Consider the following 23287-nt stretch of genomic DNA (forward strand, 5'->3'; position numbering starts at 1 on the left):
TGCTACAACAGACCCGCGGCAGCCAGGTGCTTGCCGATGCGGCCGGTCTCCTCGTCGTTCAGCGGGACCTGCGGCAGCGCGGTGGCCGGGTGGTCGATGACGCCGCGCAGGTGCAGCGCGGCCTTGAAGGCGCCGAGCCCCGACGAGCTGCCGCCCATCCGGTCGCCGCCGACCGTGACGATCTCGAACAGCCGTACCAGCCGCTCCTGCTCAAGCCGGGCCGCCTCCCAGTCGCCCCGCCGGGCCGCCTGGTAGAGCCGGACGTACCCGTGGGGATCCACATTGCCCAGACCGGGCACCACCCCGTCGGCGCCCATCCACAAGGCGGAGTCCACCGTCACCTCGGAACCGGTCAGCACGCTGAACGGCGCCTCGCGGCCCAGGATCACCTGCCGCAGACCGCCGTCGTCCCCGCTCGAATCCTTGACCCCGGCCAGCACCCCTTCGGCGGCCAGCCCCAGCAGCAGTTCGGCGGTCAGCTTGGTGTGCACGGCGACCGGCAGGTCATAGGCGTAGACCGGCAAGCCGCTCTCCGCGCTGATGGTCCGGAAATGGGTGCGGATCTCGGTGGGATGGGTGCGCGTGTAGAACGGCGCCGTCGCCACCAGCCCCGACACCCCGGCCTCGACGGCGACACGCACGTGTTCGAGCACCCGCGGCGTCGTCATGTCGATCACCCCGGCCAGCACCGGCACCCGTCCGCCCACATGACCGACCACGGTGTCGAGCACCACCCGGCGCTGGGCGTCGGGCAGGTAGGCCACCTCCGACGACGACCCGAGCACGAACAGCCCGTCCACCCCGCCGTCGAGCAGGTGGTCCACCAGCCGGATCAGCGACGCGGCGTCCACCTGGCCGTCGGCGGTCATCGGGGTGCACACCGGGGGGATCACACCGGTCAATGTCATGGGCGCTCCTGGATCAGTTCGAGGTCGGTGGCTCCCGCCGCCACCGGGTGGTAGCAGTGGAAGAGGTGGTCGGCGTCGCTGCGCGCCGCGGGCCAGGCCGCGCCGCACTCCTCGTCCGCCCGCCAGCATCGGGTGCGGAACGGGCAGCCGCTCGGCGGCCTGGTGGCCGAGGGCACGGCGCCGACCAGCGGGATCGGGTTGATCGGGGAGATCAGTCCCGGCGTGGCGGAGAACAGCGCCCGCGTGTAGGGGTGCCGGGCGTTCAGGGGTACGGCGTGCGCGGGGGTCTGCTCGACGATCCTGCCCAGGTACATGGTCACCACCCGATCGCTCATCCGCCGGACCGTCTGGATGTCGTGCGAGACGAACACCAGCGCCAGCCCGAGCCGCTCCTTCAGATCGAGCAGCAGGTTGAGTATCTGCGCCCGTACGGACACGTCAAGGGCGCTGGTCGGCTCGTCGGCGATGAGCAGGTCGGGTTCGAGGGCCAGCGCCCTGGCGATGGCCACGCGCTGCCGCTGCCCGCCGGACAGCTGGCCGGGCAGCAGGTCGGCGGCGCCGGCGGGCAGGCCGACGAGGTCGAGGAGCTCGCGGACGCGGGCGTCCCGCTCGGCCGGGGTGCCGCGCCCGTGCACGTTGAGCGGGTCGCGGAGCACCTTGCTGACGGGCAGCCGCCGGTTGAGCGCCGTGGACGGGTCCTGAAATATCATCCCGACGCTGGATCCGATCAGCCCCCGCCGCTCCCCCTCCTTGAGCGCCCACAGGTCCTTGCCCCGGAAGGTCACGGTGCCCGAGGTCGGCCGTTGCAGGCCCACCAGCACCTTGGCCAGCGTGGACTTGCCGCAGCCCGACTCCCCCACGACGCCGACCGTCTCACCGGGACTGACCGAGAGGTTCGCCTCGGTCAGCGCGTAGACGCGGTCCCGCGAGAACACCCCGCCCGAGCGGGCCTTGTGCACGACGTGCACGTCCTTCAGCTCAAGCATGCTGATCACTCCCCACGAGGACGACGGCGGGATGGTGACACGCCACGGCGTGCCGCTGGGTGTCCCCCTCCAGCATCGGAGTGTCGGTACGGCACACGTCCGTGGCCATCGGGCACCGGTCGGCGAAGCGGCAACCGGCCGGGAAGTCCGCCGCCGCGGGCACCACACCGGGGATCTGCGTCAGCCGCTCGGCCCCCGACTCCAGCGACAGCACCGAGCCGAGCAGCCCGCGCGCGTAATGGTGGGCGGGCGCGCCGACCAGCGTCGCCGTGGCGCCGGTCTCCACGATCTGCCCGCCGTACATGACCACGACGCGGTCGGTGACGTCGGCGATCAGCGCGAGGTCGTGCGAGACGAGGATCAGCGCGAACCCGAGCTCCGCGCGCAGTTCCAGCAGCAACTCGATGACCTGCGCCTGGACGGTCACGTCGAGCGCGGTGGTGGGCTCGTCGGCGACGATCAGCTTGGGCTCGCGCGACAGCGCCATCGCGATCAGCACCCGCTGCCGCTGCCCGCCGGACAGCTCGTGCGGGTAGGAGGACAGGGTACGGCGGGCGTCCAGGCCGACCAGCTCGAGCAGTTCGGCCGGTGTCCGGCGGCCACCACGGCGGGTGACCTGCTTGAGCTGGGCCTTGATGGTCATGGCCGGGTTCAGCGACGACAGCGCGTCCTGGTAGATCATCGCCATCTCGTGACCGAGCAGGCGGCGGCGGGCGCGGCGCGGCAGGGAGAGGAGTTCTTGCTGGTCGAAGCGTACGTGGCCACTGACGCGGGCGTCGCGGGGCTGCAGGCCCATGATGGTCAGCGCGGTCAGCGACTTGCCGCAGCCGGACTCGCCGACCAGTCCGAGGACCTCGCCCGGACGTACCTCGAAGGCGATGCCGTCGACGATGTCCACGCCCTCGGCGAAGCCGATGCGCAGCCGCTCCACCGCGAGGATCGGCGGGCCCGAGGGCAGGGGGCGGGCCCGTTCGGCCAGTCTGCGGGCGGCCTCGGCCAGTCCCGGCAGCTCGACGACCTCGCCCGAGCCCGGCCGGGCCGCCTCGAACGCGTCGTCCTTCTTGATGGCGGCCTTGCGGGTCGCGGGCGCGGCCCAGGCGTCGGAGATGCCCTCGGAGAGGATGTTCAGGGCCAGCACGGTGATCAGGATGAGCAGGCCGGGGAAGACCGTGGCCCACCAGCCGCCGAGGAGCACCATGTTCTTGCCGTCGGCGATGACGCTGCCCCACGACGGGTTCGGCGGGCGTACTCCGGCGCCGATGAACGACAGCGACGCCTCGAACACGATCACGTCGGCCACCATCACCGTGCAGAACACCAGCACCGGCGCGGCGCAGTTGATGGCGATGTGCCGGATCAGGATGTGCGGGGTGCGGGCGCCGATGATCCGCTCGGCCGCGACGTAGTCCTCGCCGTACTGGGCGATCACGTTGGCCCGTACGACGCGCGCCACCGAGGGCATGTAGAGGAAGGCCATCGCCATCACCAGCACCGGGATGCTGCCGCCGAACACCGCCACCAGCACCGCGGCCAGCGCGATGCCGGGGAAGGCCATGATCACGTCGAGGAAGCGCATGATCGTCTCGTCGACGGCCCGGCGGGAGGTGGCCGCGGCGGCGCCGACGACGGCCCCCACGACCAGGGCCAGGACGGTCGCGCCGAGGCCGATGAGCAGCGACCAGCGCGCGCCGTACAGGAGCCTGGACAGGATGTCGCGGTTGGCGCTGTCCAATCCCATCCAGTGGCTCGCGGACGGGCCGCCGCCGGCGATCTCCTGGAAGTACGGCGAGTGCGGCGCGATCACCGGCGCGAGCAGCGCGGCCAGCACGATCACGGCGACGACGCCCACGGCGATCCACGACAGCGGCCGTAGCCGTCTGAGGTTGACGCCCGGCTTGGCGAGGCGTTCGGTCAGTCCACGTCTCATCAGGTGGCGCTCCTGAGCCTGGGGTTGACCAGCAGGTACAGGACGTCGACCAGCAGGTTGACGACCATGAAGCCGACCGCGACGGTCAGCACGACGCCCTGCACGACCGCGGGGTCGCCGTCACGCACCGCGTTGATCATGAGCTGGCCCATGCCGGGCAGGCCGTAGATCTGCTCGATGACCACCGCGCCGCCGATCAGGTAGCCGATGCGCAGGCCGAGCACGGTCAGCGGGTTGATCAGCGCGTTGCGCAGCACGTTGCGGCCCACCACCACGATCGGCGGCAGCCCGCTGCCGATCGCGGTGCGTACGTAGTCGCGGTCGAGCTCCTCCACCATCGAGGTGCGGATGATCCTGGTGAGCTGGGCCGCGACCGGCAGCGACAGCGACAGCGCGGGCAGCGTCATCGAGCGCAGCCAGCCACTCGTCGAGTCGGCGGGGTTGATGTAGCCGCCGGTCGGGAACAGCCCCTCCCCCACCGCGAGCCACTGGATCATCAGCAGCGCCAGCCAGAAGGCCGGGGCCGCCACCCCCACCAGGGACACGACGCGGATCACCTGGTCGGGCCAGCGGTCACGGAACAACGCCCCGGTGACGCCGAAGATCAGCGCCAGCACGACCGCGACGAGCAGGCCGAGCAGCGTGAGCTGGAGCGTCAGCGGCAACGCGGTCGTGACCGACTCGAGCACCGGCTTCTTGGTGAGCACGCTGGTGCCCAGGTCGCCGCGGACCAGGTCGCCGACGAAGCGCAGGTAGCGCAGTGGCAGCGGGTCGAGCAGGCCGTTCTCGACCTGGAACTGGTGGATCTGCTCGGGGGTCGGGTTCGCGCCCTGGAAGTAGGCGTACTCCGGCTTGCTGTTGGAGAAGCGCATCACGATGAACACGAACGCGGCGACCCCGAGCACCAGCGGAACCAGGACCAGGATCCGCCGGAAGAGCATTCTGACGATGAAGGCCATGGGCTCAGGTGCGCTTGGCCTGGAGGACGTTGATGCCCGGGTATGCCTGCGCACGGATCCCGGTCAGCTTCTTGGGGTCCCAGGCGGTCATCAGCTCGGTGTGGACGACGGGGTAGAGAACCGCCTGCTCCGCGATGAGATCCAGATATTTCTGGACCTTCGCGGTCTTGGCCGCCTTGTCGGGCTCTTTGGTGGCCTCGTCCATCTGGGTGAACAGGGCCTTGGCGTCCTTGCTGTCGCCCCAGTGGCTGTACTTCATCCACAGGCCGCCGGCCACGTAGTTGTAGCGCATGATCAGGTCGGCGTCCATGCCGAACTGATTGGGGTTCGAGGCCGCCGCGACCACCTGGTAGTCCTGGAACTGGTCCATCTTGGCGAACAGCGCTGCGGTGTCCTGCGGCTCCAGCGTCGTCTTGACGCCGATCGCCTCCCAGGAGGCGGCGATGGTCGGCAGGCAGTCGGCGATCCAGCTCACGTTGACGGCCATCAGGTTGACCGTCAGGTTGGTCACGCCCGCCTCTTTGAGCAGCGCCTTGGCCTTCTCCTGGTCGTAGTCGTAGACGACCGAGGCCCGCTTGTGGTCGGGGTGGCCCTCGTTGAGGAAGGAACTGGAGGCGGTGCCGTGCCCCTTGAGGGCCACGTCGATCAGCTTCTTCTTGTCGATGGCGTAGTGCAGCGCCTGGCGTACGCGGACGTCGTCGAACGGCTTGGTCCCGGTGTTGAACATCAGGAACATGTGGTTCATCCCCGCGCCGCCCTCGACGCTCAGCCCCTGCTGCTTGAGCTGCTCGACGTTGGCGTACGGGATGTTGTCGGCGATCTGCGCCTCGGCCGAGCCGCCGGAGATCTTCGCGACGCGGGCCGCCGCGTCCACGATCGTCAGCCAGTTCATCTTCTTGACGGTCGCCGGGCGCGGCCCGTTGTAGTCGGCGAACACCTCGAAGGTGGTGTTGCTCTTGGGGTTGTGCGCGGTCTGCTTGTACGGCCCCGAGCCGACGGCCTTGCCGGTCTTGGCCTGGTCCCAGGCGCCCGGCTGGCTGAAGACGTGCTTGGGCATGATCTTGGCGATGGTCAGCCTGGGCGCCGCGTCGGGGAAGGCGAACTTGAAGACCAGCTCGACGTTCTTGTCGTCGATCTTCTTCACTTCCTGGAGCCAGGACTTGAAGAAGTTGCCGGTCAGCACGTTGGCTTCCGGGTCGAGGATGCGCTGGAAGGTGAAGACCACGTCGTCGGCGGTCACCGGCTGGCCGTCGTGCCACTTCGCGCCGTCGCGGAGGGTGAACTTCCACGAGGTGGCGTTCAGGTCCGTCGGCAGCGCGGTCGCCAGAGCCGGGTACGGCTCGCGGGTGATCGGGTCGGTGTCGAGCAGGCCCTCGTAGACGTGCTGGATGCCGGCCATCGCGAAGGCCGAGGCCGTCTGCGTCGGATCCCAGCTCTGGTCGTTGCCATAGCCGATGACGGCGGTGATCAGGTCCTTGTTGGATCCGGCGCCGACCGAACCGGTCGAGGCCGGGCCACCCGAGCAGGCGGAGAGGGTGGTGGCGATGAACGCCGCCGCACCCGTGGCCCCGCTGTAGCGCAGGAAATCACGGCGGCTGAACTCAGAGCTCACGGATGCCTCCTGGGGGTTGGTGCAGATCCTGCGATCCGCATTAGGCCGCTTCGTTACGGTCCTAATGTAGAACGTGGGACATCCCATGTCCTATGTTGTGCGTAGGGTGGACGCTATGGGCCGGACCCGGTTGAGGTCAACAGGAGATTTCCGGAATGTTACCTAAGCGCTTACGACGAAGGGATTTTTCATGACCACTGTCCCGCGCCCGCGGCCCAGCCGTGCCGTCGAGGCCCAGGAGGGCGTCAAAGAGCTCATCCTCCGGCGCGGGCTCGTGGCGGGTGATCCCCTGCCCACCGAAACCGAGCTCATGGAAGAGCTCCAGGTCAGCCGCAACTCCGTCCGGGAGGCGCTCAAGGCGCTCCAGGCCGTCGGGATCGTCGACATCCGCCACGGCTTCGGCATGTTCGTGGGCCGGATGTCGCTGGCCGGGCTGGTCGACGAGCTGGCCTTCCACAGCCGCATCACCCTCCAGGACGGCAAGAGCCACCTCACCCACCTCACCGAGATCCGCGAGATCCTGGAGGCCGGCCTGGTCCAGCGGCTCATCGACCTGGGCCCCGAGGCCGACCTGACACCGGTGGCCGACGTGATGGCCCGCATGGAGAGCGAGGCGCTGGTCGGCGACGTGTCACCGGAGACGGACCGGCTCTTCCACGACCTGCTCTACCGCCCGCTCGGCAACCCGCTGGTCAGCCAGCTGCTCGGGGCGTTCTGGGACGTCTACCACCAGCTGCGCGACCAGCTCGGCACGCCCGACGAGCCCCCGGCCGACGTGGCCAAGCGGCACCGCGACATCTACACGGCCGTGCAGGCCGGTGACAAGACCGCGGCGGTGGCGGCGGTCTTCGCCCACTTCGACGGCGTCCGCAACCGGCTGGCCCGCCTCCACACCCGCTGAGGGGTTACTCCGATTCGAAGGCCCGCCAGTCGTCCCGCCAGTCGGCGAACCAGCGGGCGAACCACGGTGACGTCGCCGCCAGCGGCACGATGTGCTCCACCGTCTCCCGGTGGTATCGCCGCTGGAAGTCCACCGGCACCCGGTGCAGCTCCTGCACGTTGCTCACCCGGTCGGCCAGCTTGACCAGCACGGCCTGCGGCGGCGCTGCCGCCAGCCCCCGCAGGTAGGCCGCTTTCACCGCCGCCTTCGCCGCCGCCCTCGCCGCTGCTTTGTCCTGCCCGGCGGCCACGCCCGGCTCGTCCTGTGGGGCGGCCACGCCCGGCTCGTCCTGTGAGGCGGCCACGTCGGGCTTGGTCACCCAGGCGACCAGCTCGGCGACGTGCTCTCCGAACCGCTCGGCGATCTCCGCGCGGGTGCACGGGGTGTCCTCGACCACGTCGTGCAGCACGATCGCCACCAGCACGTCCGGGTCGCGCACCGCCGCCCCGCGCACCGCGACCTCCAATGCCTCCAGCAGATGCTCCAGGTAGGGCACGCCGGTCGGCCGCAACTGATCCCCGTGCCGCAGTTCGGCGAAGGCCACGGCCTCCTCCAGCATCACGACCGTCTCCCCCGGCAGCGCCGCGGCCAGCGGTCGCTCGGCGTCCTGCCAGGATTTCCAGCTCGTGAAGATCTCAGTCATGCCTCGGATGCTATCCTCTGGTCAATCGCCTTGGACGATCGCCCAGGGCGTACGTCCAAACGGAGGAGTCCATGCCGGGACCCAAGTCGGCGGACCAGGGGCGCGAGGTGCGCGGGCGGCTGCTGCGCGTGGCCGCGGAGCTGATCGCCGAGCGCGGCTGGTCGGCGGTGAGCACGCGGATGCTCGCCGAGCGCGCCGGGGTCACGCCCGGACTGGTGCACTACCACTTCTCCTCGGTGCACGCGCTGCTCACGGAGGCCGCCATCGGCACCATGCGGGGCCTGGTCGAGGGGGTGGGCCCGCTGCTGGAGCAGGCCGGCACGGCGGAGGAGGCGCTGGACCTCATGCTCGCCACGCTGGACGAGCACGACGGCCGCGACCCCATGTCGCTGCTGTTCACCGAGACGTACTTGGCGGCCACCCGCGACGAGACGCTGCGCCGATCGCTGGCCGAGGTGATCAACGCCTTCCGCGACCGGCTGGCCTCGCGGCTGGCCGCCCAGGGCGTGGCGGCGCCGGACCAGACGGCGGCGGTGGTCGCCGCCGCCATCGACGGCCTCATGCTGCACCGGGCCTTCACTCCCGACCTGACCGCCCCGGCCGTCGCCCCCGTACTCAGACGGCTCCTCGACAGAAGGGAGCTCTCACGAAAGCCGTGATCTGCGGTGCCGGCATCGGCGGGCTGGCCCTGACCCAGCGCCTCGACGCCATCGGCTGGGACGTGGTGGTGCTGGAGCGGTCCCCCGGCCCCCGCACCCAGGGCTACATGATCGACTTCTTCGGTCCGGGATTCGACGCCGCGGAGGCCATGGGCGTACTTCCTCGCCTGCACGAGGTGGGCTACGTGGTGACGAAGATGACCTACCGCGACGAGGAGGGCCGCCGCCGCTCCGGGCTCGGCTTCGACCAGTTCGCCAAGGTGGTGGACGGCCGCCTGATCAGCATCATGCGCCCCGACCTCGAACGGTCCCTGCGCGAATATCTCTCCGACCGCGTCGACCTCCGCTACGGCGCCGCGCTCACCGGCGTCGAGAACCACCCGGACGGCGTCCGGGTGACCGTCGGCGGCGACACGCTGGAGGCCGACCTCCTGGTGGGCGCCGACGGCATCCACTCGACGGTCCGCGGCCTGGTGTTCGGCGAGGAGCGCGACTTCCTGCGCCACCTCGGCTTCCACACGGCCGCGTGGATCTTCACGGACCCGGAGGTCCGGGCCGATGCGGTAAAGCCCCGTCAACAGATCACGATCTTCCCCGGGCTTTTCAGCCGCTCCAAGGAACGCGTCCGCACGCGGCACGCCTCGGCCGTTGGCGGATCCGAGCGCGACTGTGGGACGGTGTGGGCGTGTCCGACGAACTCCCCCGCATCGCGCTTCCCCAGACCGTGGCCGAGGCGATCGCCGCCGAGCAGGCGGGCCAGGTTCTGCGCTATCTCTTCTTCTGGGGCCATCGCCCGGCTCGCGGCGGCGTCGGCCCCGGCTGCCTGTCCCAGTGGTGGCCGGTCACGTTCAGCGAGGACGGCCACACCTTCGCCTCCGCCGAGCACTACATGATGGCTCACAAGGCGTGGCTGTTCGACGACCACCAGACCGCCGCCGAGATCCTCGCCGCAGGTCATCCCGGCGAAGCCAAGAAACTCGGCCGGGGCGTGCGCGATTTCGAGGAGGACGTCTGGAACGCCCACCGCTTCGACATCGTGGTCCGCGGCAACCTCGCCAAGTTCGCCCAGCACCCCGAACTGGCCGACTTCCTGCTCGGCACCCGGAACCGGGTCCTGGTCGAGGCCAGCCCCCACGACCGGATCTGGGGCATCGGCCTGACCGCCAACGACGAGCGCGCTGCCTCCCCGGTGACTTGGCAGGGCCTGAACCTTCTCGGCTTCGGCCTGATGTCCGTACGGGACACGCTCGCCGCGGCTTCGTAGGCGCGGGTCAGCTCATGTGCTTGACCGGCCCTGGGCGACCGCGGCCAGGAAACCGCCGACGAACGCGTCGCCGAGCCCGATGGTCGTGGGTGCGGCGACGTCAAGGTCGAAGCCGGGCAGGCAGCGAACGACCTCGCCCATTCGGTCTTCCAGCGCCGCGGCGAACTCCACTGACTCCGGTCGCCTTGGCCGGTTGCGCATGAGTTCGTACTGGTGCTCTGTGTAACCATCGCCGTGGGAGTAGCGGGTGCTGGCGATCACGATGCCCTCGTTCAGCGGCTCCGCGTACTCGCCGGCTCTCTCGCCGAATGCCGCCGACCAGTACTTGGTGTGCACGACCAGGGTCGGCGCGGGGATGAGAGCGCGCAGCGATTCGAGGGCGCGGGCCACCTCCGTCACAGAGAGCAGGTCGACGGCGTAGCCCAGGTGCAGCTGCAGCTCGTCTTCGTTCAGTCCGTAGACGTCGATGACTTCCAGAAGCGCGTCGCGGACCAATTGGCTGTGGCCCGGCTCGTGGAATCCGGCGTCCTCGTAGTAGACGACCGCCTCGGCCGGCAGCTGTCGCATGTGCTTTCTCAGCGTGGTGAGACGCCGGTCGAGTTTCTGCTGGTCCCTGATCGCGTTGAATCCCGAGATCAGAAAGACCCGTGCGTCGCGGAGCAACGAGCCCAGCTCATCACTCAGCAGCATGGACTCGTTCGCCGGGTCGTTGACGTAGATCAACCTGTTCGGGAACGGCGCCCGGATGTCGATGTCGCCTGCTCGAACCCGCAGGTCCTGGTCGTACTGCACGATCAGGTGCGGATAGAGGGTGTCCCGGTCGCCGCTGCAGATGTAGTCGCAGCTTGCCGGCAGCAGGCGGCGGACGATGTCGTTGAGACTGACCAGGTGCAGGGTGGAGGGTACGCCGAGCCGGCTCATCTCCAGCGCCGCCCGGACGGAGGTGCCGCCCAGAGTCGTTCGTTTGGGGAACCGCCCCGCGAACGCGCTCAGGCATTCGGAGGAGGCGACGAAGTGCTCGCCTCCTCCGCCCTTTTTGAGGTAGGTGAGAATCGAGATGACCAGCTCGCGCTCATCGGTCACGGTGACCGATGACGTCAGCTCGGCATTGTGGATCTCATACTCGTCGACCAGCTGCTCCAAGACCGCCGAGGACAGCTTGAGCTCGTAGTCGACGCATCCCCCCAAACCCAGGACCACATGGCTGGCCATGTCAGTAGAGAGACGCCTTGCCGGTCGCTTCGAAGAGGTCGATCTTCTGCGCGGCCACGACCTTCATCGCCTCGATGCACGGCGGCTGGATGGAGTTCGGCTCACGCAGGCTCTCATCGGCCAGGACTTCGCGCATCTTCATGTGGTAAGCGAGCTTGATGTCACTGGAGATATTGATCTTGTTGATGCCGAGCTTGACCGATTCCGCGATCTCCTCGTCGGGGTTGCCCGAGCCGCCGTGCAGCACCAGGGGGATCCTGACCCGGTCCTTGATCTCCTTCAGCAGGTCGAGCTTGAGCTCCGGCTTCAGGGTCTTCGGGTAGATGCCGTGATAGGTGCCGATGGCCACGGCGAGGCTGTCCACCCCGGTCTCCCGTACGAAGGTCACGGCGTCCGCCGGGTCGGTGTAGATGATCGCGTCGCTGCCGTCTTCGGCCTCGTTGTCGGCCTTGCCGATCGTCCCCAGCTCCGCCTCGACCGACAGGCCGACCGCGTGCGCGGTCTCGGTGACCTTCTTGGAGAGCGCGACGTTGTCCTCGAAGGACTTCATCGAGGCGTCGATCATCACCGAGGTGAAGCCGATCCTGATCGCGGTCAGCATCTCCTCATAGGTCGCGCCGTGGTCCCAGTGAATCGCGATCGGCACGGACGAGCGATGGGCCCGCTGGGTGATCGCGGCGATCACGTCCACTCCGAGGTGCCGCACCTCGTCAGGATGGATCCCGACGATGAGCGGCGCGTTCTTCTCTTCGCTGATGTCCACGATGCCGTTGAACATGGCGTAGTCGCTGATGTTGAAGGCGGGCACCGCGAAGTTGTTTTCGTGCGCGGCGGCCAGGAGCACCTTGCCGGTCGTCAGCATTACTGTATTTCTCCTCTGAATAGTTGATTATGCCGCGGGACGGGCATGATGCGTCAGGTCTTGACGGCACCCGAGGTGAGGCCGCCGATGAATCGCCGCTGGAAGATGAGGAACAACAGGAGCACCGGAATGGATCCCAGAATGCTCATGGCCATCATCTGGTTCCACTCGTAGGAGTGCTGGCCCATCAACAACTGAATGCCGATGGGGACGGTTCGCATGTCGTCGGTACGGGTGAGGGTCAGCGCGAACAGGTATTCGTTCCACGAGATCATGAAGGTGTAGACGCCCACGGCGACCAGCCCGGGAACCGAAATGGGCACCAGGATCCGCCAGAGAGCCGTCCAGCTCGACGCCCCGTCCACCTTGACGGATTCATCCAATTCCCGGGGCAGGGTATTGAAATAAGCGGTCATCATGATGATCGCATAGGGCAAGGTGAAGACCATGTGCGTGAAAATCAACCCCGCATAAGTATTATACAGGCCGAGCCCCACCACGAGACCAAAGTAGGGAATGACGAGCGTGATCGGCGGCACAGCCTGAACACTGACGATCACGACGTTGATGGATCGCTTCAACGGGAAGTTGTAGCGGCTGAATCCATATGCCGCGAGTATCGCCACGAACAATGTCAGCACCGTCACCGACAGCGCGACGATGTAGCTGTTGATGAAAAACCGCAACTCGGCCGCGTCGCCCAGGATCTTCGCGTAGGCGTCGAACGAGAAGTTGTCGGTGATCAGCCGTGGCGGAACCTGGAAGACTTCTCCATTGGTCTTGAACGACGTCGACAGCATCCACACGACCGGCAGGCCGGCGAAGAGCGCGCCGACGATCAAGCCTGCGAGCACGGCGCTCTTCGCGTAGAGGCGCCGCCTTTTGCGGGTGAGCACGGGTGATCACCTCTCCTTTTGCAGGCGAACGTAGAAGACGGCCAGAATCATCGTGAGCAGCAGGACTATGACGGCGGCGGCGGACGCGGTGGCGAACTCGTAACTGCTGAAGGCCTGCTTGTAGGTGTAGGTGCTGAGCATCTCGGTGACATTCAGCGGGCCGCCGCCGGTGGTCATCCAGATGAGGGCGAACTGCTGAGAGGTCCAGATGAGATCGAGCACGGCCATGCTCAGGAGCACCGGCTTCAACTGGGGAAGCGTCACATTGCGGAACTTGCGGTAAGTGGTCGCGCCGTCCACGGAGGCCGCCTCGTACAGAACGGGCGAGATTCCCTGCAATCCGGCCAGGATGCTGATCATGAAGAAGGGGAAGCCGGCCCAGATGTTGATGAAGGTCAACGCCCAGAGCGCCATGTTCGGGTCGGAGAGCCAGCTCACTTCCGCGCGCAGTACGCCGATCGTGGTCAGGATGTAGTTGACCACCCCGGACGGGTCCAGCATGAGCCGCCAGATGACCGCGATCACGGCGACCGTGAACAGCCAGGGCAGGATGTAGACGATGCGGAAGATGGCTTTCGTCACTCCGCCCAGCAACGGCGTGTTGAGCATCGTCGCGAAGGCCAGCCCGAGGCCCAGGTGCGCGACCGTGCTCAGAGTGATGAAGATGAACGTGTTCTTCAGCGCGGCCAGGAAGTTGGGATCGGTGAGCACCGTGGTGTAGTTGGCGAGACCGGCGAAGACCGGATTCTGCTCGACGATCACGTTGTCCTTGAACGAATAGCTGACCACCATCGCAATGGGGATGATCATCAACACAAAGATCAATATCAGCGTCGGCGAGAGATAGCCGTACGGGACAACACGCTGTACGGGGAAAGGCCGCGTACTTCTTCGTCGGCCCACAGGGGATTCCGATGCCGATGGTGCGGCTCCCGGGGAGGCCGCGGGATCGAGTTTCGCGGTGTCCATCGATGTCTCCTTGGTTCGGGGCCGCGCCGCACGGTCGGCGCGGCCCACGAAGTGCGGAAGGTCAGAGCACCGGTGCCCAGGCCTGTTGCGCCTTGTTGAGGGTGTCGTCGATGCTCTGCTTGCCGGTGAGCAGGAGCTGCAGTTGCTCGTCGAAGCTGCGCATGAGGTCTTCGGCCTTCGGCAAGCCCACGAACTCGTTGGCGGGGTAGCCCGCCTTGTAGATGTCGAAGGCCGTCTTGAACAGCGAGTCACTCTTGCTGAAGTCCGGCTCGGCCGTCTTGTTGCCGGGGAAGCCCTTCGCCAACGTGCTCAGCTCCGCGTTCGCCTTCTTGTCCATCAAGAACTGGACCAGCTTGAACGCCTCGGCCTTGTGTTCCGAGGAGTCGGCGACGCCGATGCCCCAGGACGCGTACGGGATGCCGCGCTTGCCGGTGTAGCCGTCCTGGGCCGGGATCGGCACCACCGTGAAGTTGAGCTTGGGATTGTTCTTCTTGATCAGCGTGATGTGAGCCAAGGAATCGATCATCATGCCGACCTGGCCGGTGGAGAACTTCTCCACCTTGTCCTGCTCTTTCATGGTGAGCGATCCGGGAGCGATGACACCCGCGTCGTTCAGGCTCTTGACGTACTCAACGGTACTCTTGACGCCCTGGCCGGTCAGGTCGGGCTTGCCGTCCTTGGTGAGCATGCTGCCGCCCGATGCCCACAGCCATGACATCACGTCATTCTGAATGCCGTTGGGGACGGCGGTGTCGAGTGGCAGGGCCCAGCCCTTGACGTTGCCGCCGAGCGCGCTGATCTTCTTGGCCGCGTCCAGGAACTCCGTGCGTGTGCTCGGCGGCTTCTTGACCCCCGCCTTCTCGAGCAGATCGTTGTTGACGAACAGGGGGTAGACGAAGTTCACCACGGGGATCATGTAGGTCTTGCCCTTGACCTGGATCTGGCTGGCGAGCTGGCTCGAGTCGTACTTCGCACTCGCCATGAGCTCGGACAGGTCGGCGATGGCACCCTGCTTGGCGAAGTCGCTCACCCATGCGCCGTCGAGGCCCACGACATCAGGCAACGTCCTCGACGCCGCTCCGGACACCAACTGCTGCTTGGTGGACGCGTACGGACCGCTCAGCAGTTTGACCTTGATGTTCGGGTTCTGGGCGGTGAATTCCGTCATGAGCTTGTCGAACGATCCCGCCGGTAGCTCCGGCGCCCACCACTGCGCGAACTCCAGCGTGACGGGGCCGCCGCCGCTTGATCCCGCGCTGGTTCCCGAATTGGAACCACACCCCACGGCCGTGGCGCTGAGCACCGCCACCGCCACCACCCCGAGTAGTCGCCGTGTCCGGCCCTGCAACCGGGTGCTGCCTCCGGTCATCGCGACCTCCTTGCTGTACAGGTGTTACCGCTCTTTGCCGGTTTCCGCCACATTAACAACGCGTGACGTCGCCTCACAAGACCTAGCAACAGCAAAGTTCCGCTAGAAACCGCACAGTTCGGCAAAGAAAAGGGAAGAGACGCACAGTTGCGGGTGGATCGCAGCCCCCAAGCCCGCGGAGTAAGCAGCATCTCGCCTGGAAGAAGCAGTGTTATGCGGTAGTCTGCAGTTCTAGGACCTGTATCACCCCTCTGTTGCGTTGATCCACAACGCAACTACCGCAGAGATGGGAGGGTCAGTGACCCTTGACGAAGAGGATCGGCAGCGTCGTCTACCCGCCGGACGTAAAGCCCAACTGGCGGCATACGTCGCAGAGACCGGGCAGGTCACGGTCAGCGCGCTCGCGGAGCGCTTCGGCGTCTCCATCGACACGATCCGCCGGGACCTGGACCAGCTGAGCGCCGACGGCGTCCTGGTCCGCACCTATGGCGGAGCGGTCAGTCAGTCGACCCTCTCCCGGGTCGACCGGGCCGTGGACGTGCGGCTCAAGATGGAGGAACGCGAGAAGGAGAAGATCGCGGTACTCGCCGGGTCGCTGGTGGAAGACGGGTCCATCGTCATGATCAATGGCGGTACGACCACTCTCGCCGTGGCCCGGAACCTGCGTAACCACCGGGACCTGACAGTGGTGACGAACAGCCTGCTCGTACCCCCGGCGCTGCCGTCCTCGGCGGTCCGAGACGTGTACGTCGTCGGCGGCGCGGTCCGCACTCTCACGCTGGCCACCATCGGCCCCGTCAGCTTCCGGGCGTCCGGCGGAAGCGAGCTGGACATCAGCTGCGATCTGGCGTTGATCGGGGTCGGCGCCGTTTCGGCGGCCGCCGGCTACACCACGAGCAACCTCGCCGAGGCGGCGATGATGCGAGAGATGATCTCTCGGGCGGCGCGCGTGGCGATACTGGCTGACTCCTCCAAGTTCGGTCGCCGACTCTTCGCCCAGGTGGCCGAACTCGGGGGCGCCGACTACCTCGTCACGGACTCCACCCCGCCGCCTGATCTTTTGGCGGCGCTGAAGGAGAACGAGGTAGAGCTGATCACGCCGGAGACCGTCGAAGGCGCCCCTGAAGCCCATCAGGATCCCCAGTAGTTCGTGCACCGCTGGCCGTTCCTTGACCTGGTCGGCCGTCGTCTGAGTGGGGTCTGACCTGGTCAGTCGCCGTCTGAGTGGGGTCTGGTCTGGTCAGTCGTCGGACGCGGTCAGCACCAGGGCGGAGTGGAAACCCCCCGTGCCACGGGCGAGGACCAGCGCGAACGAGACGACCTTCTCAGTGGTGTGCCTGCTGAACTGGAACGTGCGCGTCACGACACCGTCGTCGTACGTGTTGAAGCCGGTGTAGAAACCCTGGGCCTGGTCGCGGGCCAGGAGGAGTGACACGAGATCCGTGTCGAGGGCGTCGACCTTGACCGAGTGCAGGCGCTCTCGCACGATGTACAGCGACTGGGCGTTGATCGCGGTCCGGAATATCGCCGTGACTCCCCGGCTCGCCTGACCGCGGCAGAACTCCTCATAGTGGCGCGCGTCCTCGGCCGTCGCCTCTTTGATGCGCCCGGCGGTCGAGCTCTGGAAGCAGCGAGAAGTACGAGCCGTAGATCCGAGGTGATCGGCTGATCACGGGCCGCACCGCGTAGATGTCCCCGAGCTTCCCGATGACCTGCTCGAACGCGCTCGCCAGTTCGGCACCCGTGCCCCGGCTCACCGCCAGGCCGATCTGAACCTTGCTGCCCATGCTTTGTCCTCATCGTCGGTCGGAAGGATCCGCGAGTACTGAGGGCAACCTCACCAGGCGCCATCGGAACGCCATCGACTCCGGAAAATAAGACTGATCCCAATATTGATATGAGGCCAACTTTGGTACGGTACTTCTATGAGTACAGACCAGCCTCACCAAGAGACCGTGAAGACCCGACACGAACGGCGGCGGATCCAGACCAGGGAACGGATCGCCGACACGGCCCTGACCCTGTTCAGCGAGCGCGGCTACGACGCGGTGACCATCGCCGAGATCGCCGAGGCCGCGGACGTCGCGAAACAGACCGTCGTCAACCACTTCCCGGCCAAGGAGGACCTCCTCCTCGCCTGGCACCGCCCGGTGGAGGCCGACGTGATCGACCTGATCGACCAGCTTCCCCTGAGCACCCCGCTACCGGAGTTCCTCAAGGAGGAACTGCCGCGCATGTTCGCGAAACTGCCGGAGACACCGAAGGCCCCCCAAGGCGGTGGCGGACGGGCCGCAGGTCCCCAAGGCGGCGGACGGGCCGCGGGCGACCCGCAAGGCGGCGGCGGGCGGGCCGGGGGCGACCCGCGCCTCGCCCGCGTGGGGGCGATCATCATGAAGAGCCCCTCGATACAGGACGCGTTGCGGCGGCGCGGCAGCCGTTACCAGGAGGACCTGGCGGCGATCCTGTCCGACCGGGTGCCCGCGCGCCTGGGACCCGTCGCGGCGCGCGCACTCGCCGCCTTCATCCTGACCACGGTCACCGCCATGGTCGAAGAGGCGATGCGGCTACGGGCCGAAGGCCAACCGGCCGAGCAGATCACTGCCGCCCTCACCGAGACGGTCGGCCGCGCACTGGACATCCTGGACACCGGCCTCGGCGGATCGGAAACGCCATCCGAGTAGTGGCTCCGCCGCCGGAGAAGCCCCCCAAGGTGCGCCACTCGCAACTCTCTGGGAGCAGGTATGACAATGCAGCCCGTTGTCGAAGCGCGCGGCATCGTGAAACGCTTCGGCTCGACGACCGCCCTGCAGGACGTTGATCTGTCCGTTCCGACCGGCACCGTCTACGGCCTGCTCGGCCCCAACGGCGCGGGCAAGACGACGATGATCCGGATCTTGTCGACCCTTCTGCGGCCGGACGCCGGCACCGCCCGGGTGGCCGGACACGATGTCGTCCGCCAGGCCACCGCGGTGCGCTATCAGATCGGGTTGACCGGCCAGTTCGCCGCTGTGGACGAGAAGTTGACGGGACGAGAGAACCTACGCCTGTTCGGCCGCCTCTACCATCTGCCGGGACAACTGATCCGGCAGCGTGCCGAGGAACTGCTGGCTCGGTTCGACCTGTTAGAGGCCGCCGGACGGGTGGTGCGGACCTACTCCGGCGGCATGCGGCGCCGCCTGGACGTGGCGGCCAGCCTCATGATCGAGCCGGCCGTGCTGTTTCTCGACGAGCCGACCACCGGGCTGGACCCACGCAGCCGCAACCAGGTCTGGGACCTGGTCCGCGGCCTGGTCCGCGACGGGACCACGGTGCTCCTGACGACGCAATATCTCGACGAGGCCGACCAGCTCGCCGACCGGATCGCGGTCATCGACCGCGGCCGGCTGATCGCCGACGGCACCCCTACCGACCTCAAAGCCGGCATCGGCGGCGCACGCATCGAGGTCGTGGTCGAAGACCCGGCCACCCTGCCGGCCGCCGCAGCGGCACTCGCCCGGGCGTTCACCACCGAACCCCACATCACCCCGGGTGCCCGCCGGGTCAGCGCGCTGACCGAAGGTGCCAGGGACGATCTGCTGACCGCCGTCCGCGCGCTGGACGCGGCGGACGTCACTGTCGAGGACATCACCCTGCGCAGACCGACACTCGACGACGTCTTCCTCCGTCTGACCGGCCACACCACCACCGAAGAGCAGGAGACACCGTGACGTCCACATCCGCAGCGCCCGCGGTCGCGGGCCCGCTCTCCCGGCTGGGCTGGGCCATCCGCGACGGGTGGGCGGTGGCCGGCCGGGAGTTCAGCCAACTCCGCCACCACCCCGGCGAACTGGTCGGCGCGATGATCGTCCCGGTCATCATGGTGCTTCTGTTCGGCTACGTCTTCGGAAGCGCCATCAACGTGCCGGGCGGCGGCAGCTACCGCGAATATCTCATGCCGGGGCTGTTCGCCATGACCGCCATCACCGGAGTCATCGCCAGCGCCCTGCTCATCTCCAAGGACATCGCCGAAGGCGTCATGGACCGATTCCGCTCCATGCCCATGGCACGATCGGCCATCCCCTTCGGCCGCACCCTCGCCGATCTGGCCACCGGCATCGTCACCACCGCCATGATGGCCGGCGTGGGACTCCTGGTCGGCTGGCGAGCCCACAACGGCCTGGCCGCCACACTGGCCGGATTCGGCCTCATCCTTCTCGTCCGCTTCGCGGTCAGCTGGATCGGCGTCACCGTCGGCCTCTCCATCAGCCCCGAGACCGCGAACGCGCTCATCCCCATCCTTTTCCCGATCTCGGCGCTGTCCAACAGCTTCGTCCCCACCGACGGCATGCCCGCCTGGCTACGCTTCATCGCCGACTGGAATCCCATCAGCGCCCTCGTCGCCGCCAGCCGCCAACTCTTCGGAAACCCCACCATCACCCCCGCAGAGGGATCATGGCCGCTGCAGCACCCCCTCACCGCCACGCTGGCCTGGTCCATCGCCATCCTCGTCGTCTTCATCCCACTGGCGACATGGAGATTCCAGCGAACCACCCGGTAGAGCCGTCCTTTTCCAGCGACGGCGGGGTCATGAGTGGGGAGTGTCACCGCCTGAAGACGTCGATCCCGGCCCAGAAAACAGTAAAACCGCCTAGCGAACTAGGCGGTTTTACCTGGCCAGAAGACCTTCGCTGGTGCGCCGCCAGGGACTCGAACCCCGGACCCGCTGATTAAGAGTCAGCTGCTCTAACCAACTGAGCTAGCGGCGCCCGCAACAGAAGTAACTGTAGCAGCCACCGCGCACCACCCAGCACATCATCCGAGCCGCTCGCCCAGCCCCTCGTAGGCCTCCAGCACCGTCTCCCAGAACCGCTTCACATCCAGCGATGTGGCCACCAGGGCGTTGGGCCGCGCGTCACGGAGCTTGAAGTCGGTGACCGTCATTCCCGAGGTGTGCCGGCCGATCGTCTCCACATCCACCCGCGCCGGTACGCAGGTGAAAAGCGTGGGGTCGAGCACGTACGCCACGGCGCACGCGTCATGGATGGCCGGTCCGGAGTCGGCCGTGACCTCGCCGTAGGACTGGGCGGCCGGGACCAGCAGGTCGGACAGCCGGCCGAGCGGACGCATCCGGTCCAGGACATCGGTGGTCACCGCGGCCGTGAGGGTCACGTCGAGGCCGAGCATCTTCACCGTCCAGCCGGCGTCGAAGACGATGGCGGCCGCCTCCGGGTCGGCCTTCATGTTGAACTCCGCCGCGGGGGTCGTGTTGCCGCGGGTGAAGGAGCCGCCCATGATCACGAAGTCGCGGGCCCACTCCACGACGCGTGGCTCCCGGCGTACGGCCAGCGCGATGTTGGTCAGCGGGCCGATGGCGACCAGCGTGATCTCGCCCGGAGCGGCTCGCAGGCTCTGCACGATGAAGTCCACGGCGTGGCCGTCGGAAACGGGGCGCGTCGCCGGTGGGAGGACGGCGTCGCCGAGGCCGGACAGGCCATGGATGTCGGCGGCGCGGACCGTGGGGCACACCAGCGCGCCCGCGCTGCCCGGAACGACCGGAACGTCGCCGAGGTCGAGAAATTCCCTGAGTGCCAGCGCGTTGGCCGTGGTCAGCGCGAGGTCGACGTTGCCGCCTACCGTGGTGATGCCCACGAGTTCGAGGGCCGGGGTGCCCGCCACCAGCGCCAGGGCCAGCGCGTCGTCGATGCCGGGATCGCAGTCAATGAGGACCTTTGTCACAGAACCGAACAATACGCATGAATCGGGGCCGGACAGTCCCCCAACTGTCCGGCCCCGACCGAGGGCGGTCCAGGCCGACGCTTTCCCCCAAAAACGTCGGCGGTCCCGCACTGCGAACGACGGTCCCCCTCCGCGTCCGCTCTTCGGTAAAAGTCTGCAAGTCAGTCGCAGGACTCTTGACCTGCCTCGACACTACCGAGACGAATGCAACGAACGTGTCATAGGGGGGTCGAATGTCCGCCTAATCCGGTTACGGGATTACCAAACGGACCTCCGTACCCTCCTGGAGGGAGCGGCTGACCGTGCAGTACTTCGCGTGCACCCGATCCGCTACCGCCCGGAAGACCTCATCCGCCTGCTCGGAGGGGACTTCGACGTCATAGGTCACCGTGACGGGACCCAGCAGGTTCGGCTCGACCTTCTCCGATTCGACGGTCATCGCCAGACGGATCAGCCTTTGCCCGCGCTTGGCGGTCAGGGGCTCCACGGTCACGATGTTGCACCCGCCCACCGCCGCGAGCAGCAGCTCGACGGGCGTGAACGCGCCCTCCTCGTCGCCGGTCCCGATCCGTACCTCCGCGCCACGGGCGTTCGTCGCCCGGAATCCGCCGTCTTCGGTCCGCTCAACACGTACGTTAGCCATGTTTTAGACACTACTCAGACGACTCTCATGTTCGGCGAGCATCGTCTATCCCATGGCTAGCGAGGCAAAGGCGAATCAGCCTCTCATCGTGTTCTGGTGCGGTGTGGCGGTCGCGGAGTTCGGGGCGATCCAACCGGGGTTCGGTTACCCGTGGCGCCCCTCCGCGTGGGCCGTCGCCGGACTGCTGGTGACGCTCGGGCTGCTGTCCGCCAGGGCGCCGGAACTCCTCCGTTCGGAGCAGGTCAGGCGGCGCCTGCGCCTGGCCGGGTACGTGGCGGGCACGCTGCTGGTGACGCACCAGCTCAGCTCCACCGCCTATGTGACCAGCGCCAGCCGCACCGGCTCGCTCCTCCTGTACGGCATCGCGGCCGTGATGGCCGTCTGGCACCACGGCGTACGGGCCACCACACGGGGCTCCCTGCTCATCGTCGCCGACCTCGAACCCGCCGGGCTGCGCGACCTGCTCGCCACCCGCACGGGCGACACCGTGACCGTCTACCGGACCGACCGGGTGACCGACGAGCTGCGCGAGCTGGAGGCCGAGCACGGCCTGGTGCTCGTCGAGGGCGAGGAGCACGACCCCCGGGCCAAGGAGCGGCTCAGCGCCTCGGGGCTGCGGCGCCAAGTGCCCGACATCGCCGAACGCACCGTGATCGTCGCCGGACCCCGGCCCTTCCAGAGGTACGTCCGGGGCGCCCTGACCCGGCTATCCGTACCAAAGGCGCAGGTCAGGACAACTCGGTTCAAACGCAAGCCTAGGGTTTAACCAGGCATTACGCGCGCCGTGGGACGGTTGCTGCGAACAAGGAGGCAAGGTGACGACTTTCCCCGGAAGCGCCCGTGTCGAAATGGTCATGGGCATACCGGTCAGCGTGGACATCCGTACCGCCCTGCCACGGCGCGAGCTGGCCCCCGTACTCGACGACGCCTTCGCCTGGCTGCGCTGGGTGGACGAGACGTTCAACCCCGACAGGGAGAGCAGCCAGATCAGCGCGCTGAACCGCGGCGGGACCATCCGGCAGGTCCCGGAGCTCATCGAGGTGCTGCATCGCTGCGACGAGCTCAGCGAGGCGACCGGCGGGTGGTTCGAGTCCCGCATCAACGGCGTCATAGACGCCTCCGGCTACATCAAGGGCTGGGCGCTCGAACGGCTCTCCCGCGCGCTGACCAACGCCGGCGCCGTCGATCACCGCATCAACGCCGGTGGGGACATCAGGGTGCGCGGCTCGGCCGCCCCCGGCAAGCGCTGGCAGATCGGCGTGCGCGATCCGCGTACCGATCGGGTGCGCACCGTCGTGTTCACCCACGACCTGGGCATCGCCACCACGGGCGGCGCGAAGGTCGTCGATCCGCGCACCGGAATCAAGCAGGACACCCTCGGGTCGGTCACCGTGCTCGGCCCCGACCTGGGCGCCGCCGACGCCTACGCGACGGCGATGTACGCCATGGGGCCGGTGCTGGGCAGGCGCTTCGCCATGGAGCTCGCGGCGGCCGGGCCGTACCAGACGATGATCATCGGCCGGGACGGCCAGGAGGTCATCACCACGCCCGGCTTCGCCGCCTACAGCAGCCCGGAAGCCCTCCTGGCGGGCTGAGGCGGCCTTTCGGGCGGCGCGGCTTCGCCGGTCGCGCGGCTTTGCCGGTCGCGCGGCTTTGCCGGTCGCGCGGCTTTGCCGGTCGCGCGGCTTTGCCGGTCGCGCGGCTTTCGATCGGTGTGGAACAG

General features: G+C 67.7%; 25 protein-coding genes and 1 tRNA gene. 10 read left to right on the forward strand and 16 right to left on the reverse strand.

Annotation, left to right across the window (positions count from 1 at the left end; translation table 11 throughout):
* Window positions 1-2 precede the first annotated feature (2 nt).
* Genes AB0B64_RS17265 through AB0B64_RS17285 form a run of 5 tightly spaced genes read right to left on the reverse strand, consistent with a single transcriptional unit; the run spans window position 3 to window position 6392 of the window.
* Window positions 3-908, reverse strand: a complete 906-nt coding sequence (locus AB0B64_RS17265) for a dihydrodipicolinate synthase family protein (protein ID WP_357950652.1) — start codon at window positions 906-908, stop codon at window positions 3-5.
* A complete protein-coding gene (locus tag AB0B64_RS17270; RefSeq protein ID WP_357950649.1) occupies window positions 905-1894 on the reverse strand; it encodes an ABC transporter ATP-binding protein in 990 nt (329 codons plus the stop codon). Before AB0B64_RS17270 ends, AB0B64_RS17265 begins: the two co-directional genes overlap by 4 nt.
* Entirely contained in the window at window positions 1887-3821 is a 1935-nt protein-coding gene (locus tag AB0B64_RS17275; RefSeq protein WP_357950646.1) for a dipeptide/oligopeptide/nickel ABC transporter permease/ATP-binding protein, read from the reverse strand. The genes AB0B64_RS17270 and AB0B64_RS17275 overlap by 8 nt, the downstream gene beginning before the upstream one ends.
* Window positions 3821-4780, reverse strand: coding sequence for an ABC transporter permease (locus AB0B64_RS17280; RefSeq protein WP_358178324.1), 960 nt, complete (start codon window positions 4778-4780; stop codon window positions 3821-3823). Before AB0B64_RS17280 ends, AB0B64_RS17275 begins: the two co-directional genes overlap by 1 nt.
* 4 nt (window positions 4781-4784) lie before the next feature.
* Window positions 4785-6392 carry an ABC transporter substrate-binding protein gene (locus tag AB0B64_RS17285; protein WP_358178326.1) on the reverse strand — a complete coding sequence of 536 codons (1608 nt, stop codon included), beginning with the start codon at window positions 6390-6392 and terminating at the stop codon, window positions 4785-4787.
* A gap of 190 nt (window positions 6393-6582) precedes the next feature.
* On the opposite strand from AB0B64_RS17285, the gene AB0B64_RS17290 reads away from it, so the two are divergent.
* Window positions 6583-7293: an FCD domain-containing protein gene (locus AB0B64_RS17290; protein ID WP_357950638.1), complete on the forward strand. Its 711-nt coding sequence runs from the start codon at window positions 6583-6585 to the stop codon at window positions 7291-7293.
* Window positions 7294-7297: 4 nt separating this feature from the next.
* On the opposite strand, the gene AB0B64_RS17295 is transcribed toward AB0B64_RS17290, so the two are convergent.
* On the reverse strand, window positions 7298-7975 hold the full coding sequence (locus tag AB0B64_RS17295) for an HD domain-containing protein (RefSeq protein WP_358178328.1): 678 nt from the start codon (window positions 7973-7975) through the stop codon (window positions 7298-7300).
* A 71-nt stretch (window positions 7976-8046) separates the two neighbouring features.
* Between AB0B64_RS17295 and AB0B64_RS17300 the strand changes: the two genes are divergently transcribed.
* From AB0B64_RS17300 to AB0B64_RS17310, 3 genes are read left to right on the forward strand one after another with little or no spacing between them, the layout of a single operon-like run.
* Window positions 8047-8634 (forward strand): TetR/AcrR family transcriptional regulator, encoded by a 588-nt coding sequence (locus AB0B64_RS17300; protein ID WP_357950633.1) that lies wholly within the window; start codon window positions 8047-8049, stop codon window positions 8632-8634.
* Window positions 8631-9527 (forward strand): FAD-dependent monooxygenase, encoded by an 897-nt coding sequence (locus AB0B64_RS17305; RefSeq protein WP_357950630.1) that lies wholly within the window; start codon window positions 8631-8633, stop codon window positions 9525-9527. The genes AB0B64_RS17300 and AB0B64_RS17305 overlap by 4 nt, the downstream gene beginning before the upstream one ends.
* Entirely contained in the window at window positions 9458-9898 is a 441-nt protein-coding gene (locus tag AB0B64_RS17310) for an NADAR family protein (protein ID WP_357950767.1), read from the forward strand. The genes AB0B64_RS17305 and AB0B64_RS17310 overlap by 70 nt, the downstream gene beginning before the upstream one ends.
* Window positions 9899-9910: 12 nt before the next feature.
* On the opposite strand, the gene AB0B64_RS17315 is transcribed toward AB0B64_RS17310, so the two are convergent.
* From AB0B64_RS17315 to AB0B64_RS17335, 5 genes are all read right to left on the reverse strand, one after another.
* On the reverse strand, window positions 9911-11110 hold the full coding sequence (locus AB0B64_RS17315; RefSeq protein WP_357950627.1) for an ADP-dependent glucokinase/phosphofructokinase: 1200 nt from the start codon (window positions 11108-11110) through the stop codon (window positions 9911-9913).
* Between the two features lies 1 nt (window position 11111).
* Window positions 11112-11972 (reverse strand): ketose-bisphosphate aldolase, encoded by an 861-nt coding sequence (locus AB0B64_RS17320; RefSeq protein WP_358178330.1) that lies wholly within the window; start codon window positions 11970-11972, stop codon window positions 11112-11114.
* A gap of 53 nt (window positions 11973-12025) precedes the next feature.
* On the reverse strand, window positions 12026-12868 hold the full coding sequence (locus AB0B64_RS17325; RefSeq protein WP_358178332.1) for a carbohydrate ABC transporter permease: 843 nt from the start codon (window positions 12866-12868) through the stop codon (window positions 12026-12028).
* A 6-nt stretch (window positions 12869-12874) separates the two neighbouring features.
* Window positions 12875-13678: a sugar ABC transporter permease gene (locus AB0B64_RS17330; protein WP_357950617.1), complete on the reverse strand. Its 804-nt coding sequence runs from the start codon at window positions 13676-13678 to the stop codon at window positions 12875-12877.
* A gap of 220 nt (window positions 13679-13898) precedes the next feature.
* The gene (locus tag AB0B64_RS17335; protein WP_357950615.1) at window positions 13899-15206 is read right to left on the reverse strand and encodes a sugar ABC transporter substrate-binding protein; all 1308 of its coding nucleotides are present in this window, start codon (window positions 15204-15206) and stop codon (window positions 13899-13901) included.
* Between the two features lie 298 nt (window positions 15207-15504).
* Between AB0B64_RS17335 and AB0B64_RS17340 the strand changes: the two genes are divergently transcribed.
* Entirely contained in the window at window positions 15505-16353 is an 849-nt protein-coding gene (locus AB0B64_RS17340; protein ID WP_357950612.1) for a DeoR/GlpR family DNA-binding transcription regulator, read from the forward strand.
* A 93-nt stretch (window positions 16354-16446) separates the two neighbouring features.
* On the opposite strand, the gene AB0B64_RS17345 is transcribed toward AB0B64_RS17340, so the two are convergent.
* Window positions 16447-16692 carry a hypothetical protein gene (locus AB0B64_RS17345; RefSeq protein ID WP_357950609.1) on the reverse strand — a complete coding sequence of 82 codons (246 nt, stop codon included), beginning with the start codon at window positions 16690-16692 and terminating at the stop codon, window positions 16447-16449.
* Between the two features lie 79 nt (window positions 16693-16771).
* Entirely contained in the window at window positions 16772-16993 is a 222-nt protein-coding gene (locus tag AB0B64_RS17350) for a hypothetical protein (protein ID WP_358178334.1), read from the reverse strand.
* Window positions 16994-17161: 168 nt separating this feature from the next.
* Between AB0B64_RS17350 and AB0B64_RS17355 the strand changes: the two genes are divergently transcribed.
* From AB0B64_RS17355 to AB0B64_RS17365, 3 genes are read left to right on the forward strand one after another with little or no spacing between them, the layout of a single operon-like run.
* Window positions 17162-17887 (forward strand): helix-turn-helix domain-containing protein, encoded by a 726-nt coding sequence (locus tag AB0B64_RS17355; protein WP_357950605.1) that lies wholly within the window; start codon window positions 17162-17164, stop codon window positions 17885-17887.
* Window positions 17888-17947: 60 nt separating this feature from the next.
* Window positions 17948-18913, forward strand: a complete 966-nt coding sequence (locus AB0B64_RS17360; RefSeq protein WP_357950602.1) for an ATP-binding cassette domain-containing protein — start codon at window positions 17948-17950, stop codon at window positions 18911-18913.
* Window positions 18910-19743 (forward strand): ABC transporter permease, encoded by an 834-nt coding sequence (locus AB0B64_RS17365; protein ID WP_357950600.1) that lies wholly within the window; start codon window positions 18910-18912, stop codon window positions 19741-19743. The genes AB0B64_RS17360 and AB0B64_RS17365 overlap by 4 nt, the downstream gene beginning before the upstream one ends.
* A gap of 131 nt (window positions 19744-19874) precedes the next feature.
* Here the strand turns inward: AB0B64_RS17365 and AB0B64_RS17370 are convergent.
* The 3 genes from AB0B64_RS17370 to AB0B64_RS17380 all read right to left on the reverse strand — a co-directional run bounded on the left by AB0B64_RS17370 (window position 19875) and on the right by AB0B64_RS17380 (window position 21564).
* Window positions 19875-19951, reverse strand: a tRNA-Lys gene (locus tag AB0B64_RS17370).
* Between the two features lie 46 nt (window positions 19952-19997).
* On the reverse strand, window positions 19998-20921 hold the full coding sequence (locus AB0B64_RS17375) for a nucleoside hydrolase (RefSeq protein WP_357950598.1): 924 nt from the start codon (window positions 20919-20921) through the stop codon (window positions 19998-20000).
* A gap of 250 nt (window positions 20922-21171) precedes the next feature.
* On the reverse strand, window positions 21172-21564 hold the full coding sequence (locus tag AB0B64_RS17380) for an OsmC family protein (protein WP_358178336.1): 393 nt from the start codon (window positions 21562-21564) through the stop codon (window positions 21172-21174).
* Window positions 21565-21616: 52 nt separating this feature from the next.
* On the opposite strand from AB0B64_RS17380, the gene AB0B64_RS17385 reads away from it, so the two are divergent.
* Together AB0B64_RS17385 and AB0B64_RS17390 are read left to right on the forward strand one after the other, a co-directional pair.
* Window positions 21617-22330 carry a hypothetical protein gene (locus tag AB0B64_RS17385; protein ID WP_358178338.1) on the forward strand — a complete coding sequence of 238 codons (714 nt, stop codon included), beginning with the start codon at window positions 21617-21619 and terminating at the stop codon, window positions 22328-22330.
* 49 nt (window positions 22331-22379) lie between these two features.
* Complete coding sequence (locus AB0B64_RS17390; protein ID WP_357950589.1) at window positions 22380-23159, forward strand: FAD:protein FMN transferase; 780 nt, start codon at window positions 22380-22382, stop codon at window positions 23157-23159.
* The last annotated feature ends 128 nt before the right edge of the window (window positions 23160-23287 follow it).

This window comes from Nonomuraea sp. NPDC049129, assembly GCF_040648495.1.
Classification (GTDB): Bacteria; Actinomycetota; Actinomycetes; order Streptosporangiales; family Streptosporangiaceae; genus Nonomuraea.

Bases quoted from the DNA above. Each gene is read 5' to 3' on its own strand.
- AB0B64_RS17350 (WP_358178334.1), bottom strand. From the start codon at position 16,993: ATGGGCAGCAAGGTTCAGATCGGCCTGGCGGTGAGCCGGGGCACGGGT.
- AB0B64_RS17385 (WP_358178338.1), top strand. From the start codon at position 21,617: ATGGCTAGCGAGGCAAAGGCGAATCAGCCTCTCATCGTGTTCTGGTGC.
- AB0B64_RS17335 (WP_357950615.1), bottom strand. From the start codon at position 15,206: ATGACCGGAGGCAGCACCCGGTTGCAGGGCCGGACACGGCGACTACTC.
- AB0B64_RS17300 (WP_357950633.1), top strand. From the start codon at position 8,047: ATGCCGGGACCCAAGTCGGCGGACCAGGGGCGCGAGGTGCGCGGGCGG.
- AB0B64_RS17320 (WP_358178330.1), bottom strand. From the start codon at position 11,972: ATGCTGACGACCGGCAAGGTGCTCCTGGCCGCCGCGCACGAAAACAAC.
- AB0B64_RS17275 (WP_357950646.1), bottom strand. From the start codon at position 3,821: ATGAGACGTGGACTGACCGAACGCCTCGCCAAGCCGGGCGTCAACCTC.
- AB0B64_RS17380 (WP_358178336.1), bottom strand. From the start codon at position 21,564: ATGGCTAACGTACGTGTTGAGCGGACCGAAGACGGCGGATTCCGGGCG.
- AB0B64_RS17270 (WP_357950649.1), bottom strand. From the start codon at position 1,894: ATGCTTGAGCTGAAGGACGTGCACGTCGTGCACAAGGCCCGCTCGGGC.
- AB0B64_RS17330 (WP_357950617.1), bottom strand. From the start codon at position 13,678: ATGATCATCCCCATTGCGATGGTGGTCAGCTATTCGTTCAAGGACAAC.
- AB0B64_RS17290 (WP_357950638.1), top strand. From the start codon at position 6,583: ATGACCACTGTCCCGCGCCCGCGGCCCAGCCGTGCCGTCGAGGCCCAG.
- AB0B64_RS17295 (WP_358178328.1), bottom strand. From the start codon at position 7,975: ATGACTGAGATCTTCACGAGCTGGAAATCCTGGCAGGACGCCGAGCGA.
- AB0B64_RS17315 (WP_357950627.1), bottom strand. From the start codon at position 11,110: ATGGCCAGCCATGTGGTCCTGGGTTTGGGGGGATGCGTCGACTACGAG.
- AB0B64_RS17265 (WP_357950652.1), bottom strand. From the start codon at position 908: ATGACATTGACCGGTGTGATCCCCCCGGTGTGCACCCCGATGACCGCC.
- AB0B64_RS17280 (WP_358178324.1), bottom strand. From the start codon at position 4,780: ATGGCCTTCATCGTCAGAATGCTCTTCCGGCGGATCCTGGTCCTGGTT.
- AB0B64_RS17360 (WP_357950602.1), top strand. From the start codon at position 17,948: ATGACAATGCAGCCCGTTGTCGAAGCGCGCGGCATCGTGAAACGCTTC.